Raw genomic sequence first — 10,146 nt, 5'->3', positions numbered from 1 at the left:
CCATCAGTTCTAGTACTTTTGCGGCAATGAAGAACATTACACTGCTTACTATTTTATTTTCAATAACCTTACCTTCCTTCGCACAAAAGAAACTCATCAAAAAGATGCTCTCCAATGAAATCGACACCACCAGGAGACCAAGCTTTATGCCCATCCCAGTATTAGGCTACAGCCAGGAAACCGGTTTTGAATTCGGTCTGGGCGGTCTGTTCTCGATGTACATGGATCGTAAAGACACTTTAAACCGAAGTTCAAATTTTTCATTAATGAGCTCTGTATCGACTAAGAAGCAGTACAATTTTACCCTCAGAAATGATATATACACCCGTCAGAATAAATTTCACCTCATGGGTGAACTCATCTTCAGAAGGAATCCATTTAACTTTTATGGTATAGGCAATAAAACGCATCATGCTGATGAGAACAAGCTGCTGGAAAAACAATTCAAAATCCTGCTTGAAGCCGAAAAAAGTCTTATCCCTTATACCTATACCGGCGTTTCCATTGGCTATGAAAACTACAGTTATACCGACAGGGGAAATGGGGGTATTTTTGCCACCAATCCTAATATCCATGGGAAAAACGGAGGAGACCTGGTCTATATCGGTGCCTCTCAAAGTTATGATACCCGAAATTCCAACAACTATCCAACCAAAGGTTTCTTTGGTCGAGTTACTTACCAGTTTGCCCCACAAGTCTTTTCCAGTAATGAATTCAACACCAGCCAGATCAAAGTAACCGTAAGTAACTTCTGGCCCCTGGCCAACCGGCTGGTCTTAGGTGTGAACGGATTCTATCATACTGTACAAAGTAAGAACACCCCTTTTTATCTTCTCCCGCAACTGGGAAATGATGAAATGATGCGTGGTTACTATCGCGGGAGATACAGAGACGAAAACCTCATTACCGCCCAAACCGAACTCAGATACCGCTTTACCAATAGGTTTGGCCTTGTTGCTTTTGCGGGAGCCGGACGCGTTTTTGCCAACGGTGACTTTTCTCTTAAATACCTCAAACCCACCTACGGAGGAGGGGGACGTTATTTCTTTGATCCGGCAAAAGGCCTGAGCGTACGTCTGGACTATGGCATTGGAGAAAAACCACCACACGAAAAACGTCAAAGCGGTTTTTACATCAGCCTAGCCGAAGCCTTTTAATCAATATTTGATTTTAAAATGCTCCTTTACTTGCCCTTTTCTGAAATAGACTAAACCGATCCAGAATAAATCGACCGTTACTGTAACGTCAGGGTGTTGCTTGATCTCCTCCCAGGCTTCCTTCATGCCCTTACTCCAGTAAATATCATCAAAGATGAGCAGGGAATGTTCCTGTACTTTTGGAAGACACCATTTAAAATAATTGAGTGTAGCTTCTTTGCGATGGTTACCATCTACATATACAAAATCCAGTTTTTCCTGTTTGTCAATCAAACCCGGAAGTATTAGATCAAAATTTCCCACTTCCAGTTCCACATGGTCCAATCTCAAATCTTTAAAGTTCTGAGCAGCTACTTTAGCAGTTTGCAGACAACCTTCTATGGTAATCACCTTTGCCTCAGGCGATGATTTGGAAAGATACGCTGTAGTGATACCCAAACAAGTACCCAACTCGATGATCAGTTCAGGGTTTCGTTCCTTGGCCAGGCGATAGATCAACTGAGCAAGGCGAGGACTCTTGAGTGCATTCTTTGCAATTTCCTTAACACTTTTTTTCCTGTTTTTATTTAGGTGAGATCCCGCTCCAAGGTCTGTAACCTCGATTACAGCATCGTCATTCAAAAGTTTTTTTCTTTGTTCCTCTATACTTTTGTAATCATTTTTTGACTTAAAATCGTAAATTACCTCATCTGTTAATTTATAAACAAACGGAGAGTGCGTACCATGTCTGCTTTTAGCGGTAAAACGATGCTTTAAGTAATCGATAAAAAAATTAAAAACCATAGCTGCAAAAATAGACAAACGTACAATTGGAATTGCATATAATGGAAAATAGTACAGAAATAAGTGCATTGATTAAACTTCTGGACGACCCGGATAATGAAGTTTATGAACACGTGGAGCGTCGTCTGCTTGAGTACGGGAATGCTGTGATCAATTATCTGGAAAATACCTGGGAAAAATCGCTTGACACACTCGTACAGGAACGCATAGAAAATCTTGTGCATCGCATCCAGTTCAGCAACGTTAAAGAGGATCTTAACCTATGGTTCCAAAGTGGGGCCTTTGACCTTCTTCAAGGCGCACTGGTGATCAATCGATATCAGTACCCGGACCTGGATGAACAAAAAGTCATTTACCAGATAGAAGAAATTAAGCGGGAAATCTGGACAGGATTGCAATATGAAATGAGTTCCATCGAGAAGATCAAATTCATGAACCACATTTTTTATAGTATTTACGGCTTTTCCGGAAATACAAAAAACCATCACGATCCGCAGAACTCCTATATCAACCAGGTACTGGAAAGCAAAAAAGGAAACCAGATTTCATTAGCCATTATCTATTCCACTATAGCTCAAAAACTGGACATCCCCGTATACGGTGTAAACCTTCCTCAACATTTCATCCTGGGTTATATCGATGAAAGCAAGAAGGAAGAACATGAGTTTGGAGTCCTGTTCTACATCAATGCCTTCAATAAAGGCGCCATCTTTGGGAAACATGATGTAGACCAGTTTCTAAGACAACTCAATCTGGAACCGCAACCGGGATTTTATGCTCCCTGCAGCAACGTAGAAATCATCCGAAGAGTCATTCGCAACCTGATTTCAGCCTATGAGAACCTAGGCTCCGCAGAAAAAGTCCAGGAACTAAAAGAATTGCAGGAAATTTTAAACAACAGCCCGGTTTAGACTATTTCAACAAATGATTCATACTTAACCAATTCACCAAACGATCAAACCATTGATCTGCAGTGGTCGGATTATTCAACCCAAAACCGTGGCCACCAGCCTGGTAAATGTGCATTTCTACAGGAACCTTTGCTTTCACCAGTGCCTGGCTATAAACGATGCTGTTCTCTACCGGAACAGTAGCATCATCTGCAGCCTGTACCAGGAAGGCTTTAGGACTCTCTGCATTTACACTTCGCTCATTCGAAAAATACTCTTTCTGTTCCATAGAGGCATCCCGTCCGATCAAATTTCGGAGTGAACCTGTATGAGGCGACTCTAAAAATGAAATAACAGGATAGATCAGTATCGAAAAATCAGGTCTGAGGTTCACCTGGCCAGTAGCCGGGATCTTCACATCCATATAATGCACAGAAAGACTGGAAGCCAAATGCCCCCCGGCAGAAAAGCCCATAATCCCAACCTTAGCCGGATCTATATTCCATTTTACAGCCTCATTACGCACTTTATAAATCGCCTGCTGCACATCTTGCAAAGGACCGAATGACTTATCCAGCATAATGGCCGTATCCGGTAACCTGTATTTTAAAACAAAAGCCGTAACCCCGATCTCGTTAAATTTCTTTGCCACATCATAACCTTCATGAGTAATGGCCAGACCAGAATATCCACCACCAGGGCAAATAATTACCGCAGTACCATTTGCCTTATTTTTAGGTGCCTGGTAAACGGTCAGGGTTGGCTCAGATACTTTGGTAATGATCACACCACCCTGTTTTCTCGGCGTAGATATCTCCTTAAAATCAGAAGGTACGGGTTTCGCCCCAGGTATTGCACCCGGATAAAGGGGTTCTACTTTTTGTGCCATCAAGCTGTTTGCCGACATCAGAGCAACCATAAATAAAGTGCTTAAATATTTCATGATTAAAATTCCATTAGATATGCTTTTAAAAAGTCATTCAGTTCACCATCCAATACCGCCTGAGGGTTAGAAGACTGGAAATTTGTCCGGTGGTCTTTCACCCTCCTGTCGTCCAACACGTAACTCCTGATTTGTGAACCCCATTCTATTTTCTTTTTATTACCCTCTATCAATGCCGTCGCTTCCATACGTTTACGCATTTCCACTTCATACAATTGCGATTTCAGCAAACGAATGGCATTTTCTTTATTCTGTAATTGAGACCTTGACTCCTGGTTTTTAATCACAATACCAGAAGGTTTGTGGTATAAACGTACTGCTGTTTCTACTTTATTTACATTTTGCCCACCAGCACCACCAGAGCGAAAAGTTTCAAATTCTATTTCAGAATCTTTAACCTCAATTTCTATGGTATCATCTACCAGCGGGTAAACATACACCGAAGCAAAAGAAGTATGTCTGCGGGCGTTCGAGTCAAACGGAGAAATTCTCACCAGGCGATGCACACCATTCTCTCCTTTCAGATACCCATATGCAAACTCCCCGGAAAACTGAAGTGTAACTGTTTTCACACCTGCGATCTCCCCTTCCTGGTAATCCTGTTCCGTTATTTTATACCCATTTTTTTCGCCCCACATCATATACATACGCATCAGCATATAAGCCCAGTCACAACTTTCTGTACCCCCTGCACCCGCTGTAATCTGCATTACCGCAGGAAGTTGGTCTTCTTTGTTTTTGAGCATATTTTTAAGCTCCAGCTCCTCTATCGCTTTCAGGCAAAGATCATATTGCTCCTGCATTTCTTCTTCAGTAGCATCACCACTCTGCAGAAAATCGAAAATGATCTGGGTATCTTCCAGCAGTGCATTTGCCTTTTGCCAGCCATCAGTCCACACTTTTTTTGAATTAATTTCTGCGATGTGTTTTTCTGCTTTTTTAGGATCGTCCCAAAAATTTGGCTGCAGGGTGAGTTCCTGCTCAATACGGATGTCTTCTAGTCGGTCATCAACGTCAAAGATACCTCCTCAGCGACGCTACTCTGTCCCTTAAATCCTGAATTTGTTCTTTAGTCATACCTCAAAGATATAAAATAGAAAAGGCTATCTAAACAATTTAGATAGCCTTTTCTGAAACAGGCGTTTTTTAGCTAAACAACCCTTTTATTTTATCTACAATACCGCCGGTTTCACCTTCCTTAATTGTAAACAGGTCTGTAAGGTCAGACAGCTGAAACTTCCCGTCCGGACCGGAAATTTTACTTAATACATCTTTAATATCAAATGAACTATCGTTCGGATCGTTGGTTTTGCTTACAAATTTATCCATAATCCCTGGTATCAACGATGAGGCAATATTTTTAGCCGAATCCAAATTGATACCCATCCCGGCAAGCTTCTCTGTAAAATTGGAGGTTGCCTGTTGAGCCAAACCACTATTTCCAGTATCACCACCTTTAAAAGCATCAACCAAACCACTCAGGTTTCCCGAAGCCAGGTGATCTTTTAGCGTGTCAAAAATGGATCCGGATGCAGCCTGGATAGCCGCTTCATTTTGTTCATTAGGAACATCCGGATTATTTACAATAACATCCTGAGCGCTTTCAGTAACCAGTTGTTTTAGATTCTCTAACATAGCTTTTGTTTTTTTAGGTGAATAGGTTATGTTTTATCATATAAATATAATCAAAATTAAATCCAGCTTTCCCCATTCTATCAAATAAAATAAAGCCTTACATTTACAGAAATACCAAGATTATGCTACCAACAATAAATTTCACAGAAACAGAAGCCTATAAATATCTGGCTGATCACTTTATTGATATCAATGAGAAAAGCTTAAAAGATCTTTTCACAGAAGATAGTGCACGATTTGAGAAATTCTCTCTACTTTTCGAAGACATTCTTCTCGATTTTTCGAAGAACCGCATTAACGACACCACTTTAGCCTTGCTGCTGCAGTTGGCCAAAGAATGTAAACTGGATGAAGCCATCAAAGCCATGTTCAGCGGGGAAAGGATCAACCAGACCGAAGACAGACCGGTACTTCATATTGCCTTAAGAAATCAGGGCGGTAAAAGCATCCTCGTTGATGGCAAAAATGTCATGGAAGATGTGAATAAAGTATTGGCTAAGATGGAGAAATTCAGTGAAGCCATTATCTCGGGCGCTTGGAAAGGTTATACCGGCAAAGCCATCACAGATGTTGTTAACATCGGCATTGGCGGTTCAGACCTTGGGCCAGTTATGGTTACCGAAGCCTTAAAAGCGTATAAGAATCATTTAAATCTGCATTTTGTTTCCAACATTGATGGTACTCATATTGCAGAAACCCTCAAAGTTGTAGATCCGGAAACTACCTTGTTCCTGATCGCTTCAAAAACCTTTACCACGCAGGAAACCATGACCAATGCCCATACGGCAAAAGACTGGTTACTCGAAAAAGGCGCTAAACAAGAAGATATCAAAAAACATTTCGCAGCCCTGTCTACCAACGCAAAAGACGTGGAAAGCTTCGGAATCGACACTGAAAACATGTTCGAATTCTGGGACTGGGTAGGTGGCCGTTATTCCCTTTGGAGTGCCATTGGGCTTCCAATTGTACTGAGCATCGGTTTTGACAACTTCAAACAACTACTTGCAGGCGCTCATGCCACCGATCAACATTTTGAACATACCCCATTTGAAAACAATATCCCTGTTATACTTGGCCTTATTGGCGTATGGTACATCAACTTCTTTGATGCCGAAACACAGGCCATACTTCCTTATGATCAGTACATGCACCGATTTGCCGCCTATTTCCAACAGGGAGATATGGAAAGTAACGGTAAACATGTAGACCGTAATGGCCATGATGTAACTTATGAAACCGGACCCATCATCTGGGGCGAACCAGGCACCAATGGCCAGCATGCTTTCTACCAGTTGATCCACCAGGGTACCCGTCTGATCCCTTGCGATTTTATTGCACCGGCACAAAGCCTCAATCCAATTGGTCAACACCATCCGATCTTATTGTCTAACTTCTTTGCACAAACAGAAGCCCTGATGAATGGAAAAACAAAAGAACAGGTGGAGGAAGAATTAAAAAAAGAAGGCAAAACAGCAGAAGAGATTAAAAAAATTGCGCCTTTTAAAGTTTTTGAAGGCAACAGACCAACCAATTCTATTTTACTCAAACGTGTAACACCTTATACACTGGGCAGTCTAATCGCCATGTATGAACACAAAATATTTGTACAAGGCATTATCTGGAACATTTTCAGTTTTGACCAATGGGGTGTGGAATTGGGCAAGCAATTGGCAAAAAGCATCCTGCCTGAATTAAACGATGACAAGGAAGTGTCCAGCCACGATGCCTCAACCAATGGCCTGATCAATCAATACAAAAACTGGCGATAATCAACTAAACTCAATTATCATAAAACAACTGACTGATTACAATGAAACAAAATCTCTTATTAACGCTGGCCATTTCCGGTCTTTGCCTTAGTGCGTCCGCACAAAAGGTAAAGTACACCGAATATGACCTGAACAATGGTCTTCATGTGATACTGCATGAAGACAAAACAGCACCTGTGGTCGCTGTTTCTGTAATGTACCATGTTGGGTCTAAAGACGAGAACCCCGACAGAACAGGTTTTGCCCATTTTTTCGAACACTTATTGTTCGAAGGAAGTGACAATATGAAACGTGGTGATTTCATGAAAATTGTAAGCAGTAACGGCGGACAGAACAATGCCAACACCACCCAGGACAGGACTTTCTATTACGAAGTATTCCCTTCCAACCAGCTGGAACTCGGTCTTTGGCTGGAAAGTGAGCGCATGCTCCACCCAAAAATTGACGAAGCAGGCGTTAAAACCCAGAACGAAGTGGTAAAAGAAGAAAAACGCATGCGGATTGACAACAAACCTTATGGAAAGTTCGCAGAAAATATCTTCACCCATTTATTTGAAGGCCATCCGTACAGCTGGCAGCCCATTGGCTCTATGGCCCATCTGGATGCAGCCAAACTTGGAGAATTCATTGCCTTCTTTAAAAAATACTATGTTCCAAACAATGCTGTTCTGACCATTGCCGGAGACATCGATCCTGAAAAAACCAAAGCTTTGATCGCCAAATACTTTGATGAAGTTCCAAAAGGCGCTGAAGTGGTAAAACAAACTTTCGAGCTGAAACCCATCACCAAACAGATCATCGATACGGCATACGACGCAAACATACAATTGCCGGCCATTATGTCGGCCTATCGTGTACCAGGCATGAAAAGCCGCGACAATAAGGTGCTTGAAATGGTCAGCTCCATTTTATCTGGTGGCGGCAGCTCCAGACTGAGAATGAAAATGGTGGACGAGAAAAAAACCGCACTGGAAGTTGGGGCCTTTAACTATACCCTGGAAGACTATGGTGCCTATATTACCTTCGCGATTCCAAATAACAATACACCTCTGAACGACCTGCTTAAAGACATGGATGCAGAAATTCTTAACCTGCAAACCAATCTGATCAGTGAATCTGATTACAAGAAACTGCAGAACCAGTTTGAAAATGCCTATGTAAGCGCAAACACCAGAATGATCGGCGTTGCTGAAAACCTGGCCAACGGCTATACTTTTCACAACAAAAACACCAATGACATCAATGAAGAGTTAGAGACTGTGAAGTCCATTACCCGGGAAGAGATCAGAGATGTTGCACGTAAATACCTGAACAAAGACCAGCGTGTAGTGCTTTATTACCTACCTAAAAAATAGAATTTCTAACCATTTAAAGATGACCATGAAGAAGATATTCCTATTTGCACTGGCTGCAATATGCATACATACAGCGTCCGCGCAAAAACTTGACAGGAGTCAGAAGCCAAAACCTGGCCCTGCACCCATCATTACCATTACAGACCCTGTGACCTATAAATTGCCAAACGGCATTACGGTCCTGGTCGTAGAGAACCATAAATTACCAAAAGTATCTGCAAGCTACAGCATCGATGCAGGCCCAATCACAGAGGGCTCAAAAGCAGGTGTAACCGGATTGCTTAGTGGCATGCTTGGAGAAGGTACCACCTCTAAAACCAAGGCACAATTTGATGAAGCTGTAGATCAGCTGGGCGCACAAGTATCCGCCTCTGCCAGCGGAGGAAGCGTCTCCGCCCTGACCCGTTATTTCGACAGTGCGTTTCTGTTAATGGCCGATGCCATCAGAAACCCCTCTTTCCCTCAAGCTTCTTTTGACAAGCTGAAATCGCAAACCCTTACCGGTTTAAAATCAAACGAACGCAGTGCCAAAGCCATATCCGGAAGAGTAGTCAACGCACTTTCTTATGGAAGCAAACACCCCCTTGGAGAATTTGAAACCGAACAAAGCATCAATTCTATCACATTAGATGATGTAAAAACTTCCTATAAAAAGCTGGTTACCCCTTCCAGAGGCTACCTGACCTTTGTAGGTGATATTAAACCAGAAGCAGCAAAAGCACTGGCCATTAAAGCTTTCGGAGACTGGAAAGGCACTACCCTCAGCCTCCCTGTACTGGCAAAAGTAAGCAATCCGGCAAAAACAGAAGTAGATGTGGTAGACGTACCTAATGCAGCCCAGGCTGAAATTACAGTAACGAACCTGATTGATTTACCTGTAAGCAGCCCGGATTACCATGCGGTTTTACTGGCCAATGAAATCCTTGGCGGAGGAGCCGATGCCAAACTATTCCGTAACCTGAGAGAAAAACATGGCTTCACCTACGGCGCTTACTCTTCTACAGGTTCAGGTCGTTTCCAATCGGCATTTAATGCAAATGCGGCAGTAAGAAATGAAAAAGTAGACAGCGCTGTGGTAGAATTCTTAAACGAAATCAATATCATGCGCACAGAAAAAGTAAGCCCTGAAGTACTTCAAAGTGCAAAAAACCTATATAACGGAACCTTTGCTCTTGGGTTGGAAAACCCTGCACGTACCGCTAGTTTTGCAAGCAACATCCTGATCAATAACCTTCCAAAGGATTTTTACCGCACCTATCTGCAAAAAATCAATGCGGTTACTGCCGATGACATTCTTCGTGTCAGCAAGAAATACTTTGGCCATGATGATGCCCGTGTGATCATCGTTGGTAAAGCAGATCAGTTTATCCCTGCACTGCAGAAACGCGGATTTATCGTAAAATCATTTGATAAATATGCCGTACCTGTTACTGCATCCGCAGCACCTGCCGCAGTCAACAAATCAGCTGCTGAAATTCTCTCTAAATACATCAGTGCAATTGGAGGAGAAGCTGCATTAAAAAAAGTAAATTCTATCGTTCAAACAGCAGACTTTGAGATACAAGGACAAAAGCTGGCCTTAAACATCAAACAACTGGCACCAAACCTGGAAAG

9 protein-coding genes are annotated in these 10,146 nt (G+C 42.2%); 5 read left to right on the top strand and 4 right to left on the bottom strand.

The window, feature by feature from the left end:
* Positions 1 to 1,157: BamA/TamA family outer membrane protein (locus DBR11_RS08445; RefSeq protein ID WP_369974426.1), on the top strand; the 1,157-nt coding region annotated here is incomplete at its 5' end.
* Here DBR11_RS08445 and DBR11_RS08440 read toward each other — a convergent pair.
* A complete protein-coding gene (locus DBR11_RS08440; RefSeq protein WP_108551546.1) occupies positions 1,158 to 1,940 on the bottom strand; it encodes an O-methyltransferase in 783 nt (260 codons plus the stop codon).
* A gap of 41 nt (positions 1,941 to 1,981) precedes the next feature.
* Between DBR11_RS08440 and DBR11_RS08435 the strand changes: the two genes are divergently transcribed.
* Positions 1,982 to 2,851, top strand: a complete 870-nt coding sequence (locus DBR11_RS08435; protein ID WP_108551544.1) for a transglutaminase-like domain-containing protein — start codon at positions 1,982 to 1,984, stop codon at positions 2,849 to 2,851.
* A 1-nt stretch (position 2,852) separates the two neighbouring features.
* Here DBR11_RS08435 and DBR11_RS08430 read toward each other — a convergent pair whose 3' ends face one another.
* The 3 genes from DBR11_RS08430 to DBR11_RS08420 all read right to left on the bottom strand — a co-directional run bounded on the left by DBR11_RS08430 (position 2,853) and on the right by DBR11_RS08420 (position 5,408).
* A complete protein-coding gene (locus DBR11_RS08430; RefSeq protein WP_108551542.1) occupies positions 2,853 to 3,773 on the bottom strand; it encodes an alpha/beta hydrolase in 921 nt (306 codons plus the stop codon).
* 2 nt (positions 3,774 to 3,775) lie between these two features.
* Positions 3,776 to 4,850 (bottom strand): peptide chain release factor 2 gene (gene prfB, locus DBR11_RS08425; protein ID WP_108551540.1). Its coding sequence is split into 2 segments (ribosomal slippage): positions 3,776 to 4,789 and positions 4,791 to 4,850, totalling 1,074 coding nucleotides; the frame shifts between segments, so codons are not numbered across the junction.
* Positions 4,851 to 4,919: 69 nt separating this feature from the next.
* The gene (locus DBR11_RS08420) at positions 4,920 to 5,408 is read right to left on the bottom strand and encodes a hypothetical protein (RefSeq protein WP_108551538.1); all 489 of its coding nucleotides are present in this window, start codon (positions 5,406 to 5,408) and stop codon (positions 4,920 to 4,922) included.
* 122 nt (positions 5,409 to 5,530) lie between these two features.
* Between DBR11_RS08420 and pgi the strand changes: the two genes are divergently transcribed.
* From pgi to DBR11_RS08405, 3 genes are all read left to right on the top strand, one after another.
* Positions 5,531 to 7,177, top strand: coding sequence for a glucose-6-phosphate isomerase (pgi, locus tag DBR11_RS08415; RefSeq protein WP_108551536.1), 1,647 nt, complete (start codon positions 5,531 to 5,533; stop codon positions 7,175 to 7,177).
* A 41-nt stretch (positions 7,178 to 7,218) separates the two neighbouring features.
* Positions 7,219 to 8,532 carry a pitrilysin family protein gene (locus tag DBR11_RS08410; protein ID WP_108551534.1) on the top strand — a complete coding sequence of 438 codons (1,314 nt, stop codon included), beginning with the start codon at positions 7,219 to 7,221 and terminating at the stop codon, positions 8,530 to 8,532.
* Between the two features lie 25 nt (positions 8,533 to 8,557).
* The coding region (locus DBR11_RS08405) for a pitrilysin family protein (protein ID WP_199233798.1) at positions 8,558 to 10,146 on the top strand (1,589 nt) is incomplete at its 3' end.

It is taken from the genome of Pedobacter sp. HMWF019 (assembly GCF_003061025.1).
Lineage (GTDB): Bacteria > Bacteroidota > Bacteroidia > Sphingobacteriales > Sphingobacteriaceae > Pedobacter.
Note: the sequence above shows the minus strand (reverse complement) of the source record. Positions and strands in the feature narration are given on the sequence as shown.

Coding starts and splice junctions, on each gene's coding strand:
- DBR11_RS08440 (WP_108551546.1), bottom strand. CDS start 1,940: ATGGTTTTTAATTTTTTTATCGATTACTTAAAGCATCGTTTTACCGCT.
- DBR11_RS08435 (WP_108551544.1), top strand. CDS start 1,982: ATGGAAAATAGTACAGAAATAAGTGCATTGATTAAACTTCTGGACGAC.
- DBR11_RS08430 (WP_108551542.1), bottom strand. CDS start 3,773: ATGAAATATTTAAGCACTTTATTTATGGTTGCTCTGATGTCGGCAAAC.
- DBR11_RS08420 (WP_108551538.1), bottom strand. CDS start 5,408: ATGTTAGAGAATCTAAAACAACTGGTTACTGAAAGCGCTCAGGATGTT.
- pgi (WP_108551536.1), top strand. CDS start 5,531: ATGCTACCAACAATAAATTTCACAGAAACAGAAGCCTATAAATATCTG.
- DBR11_RS08410 (WP_108551534.1), top strand. CDS start 7,219: ATGAAACAAAATCTCTTATTAACGCTGGCCATTTCCGGTCTTTGCCTT.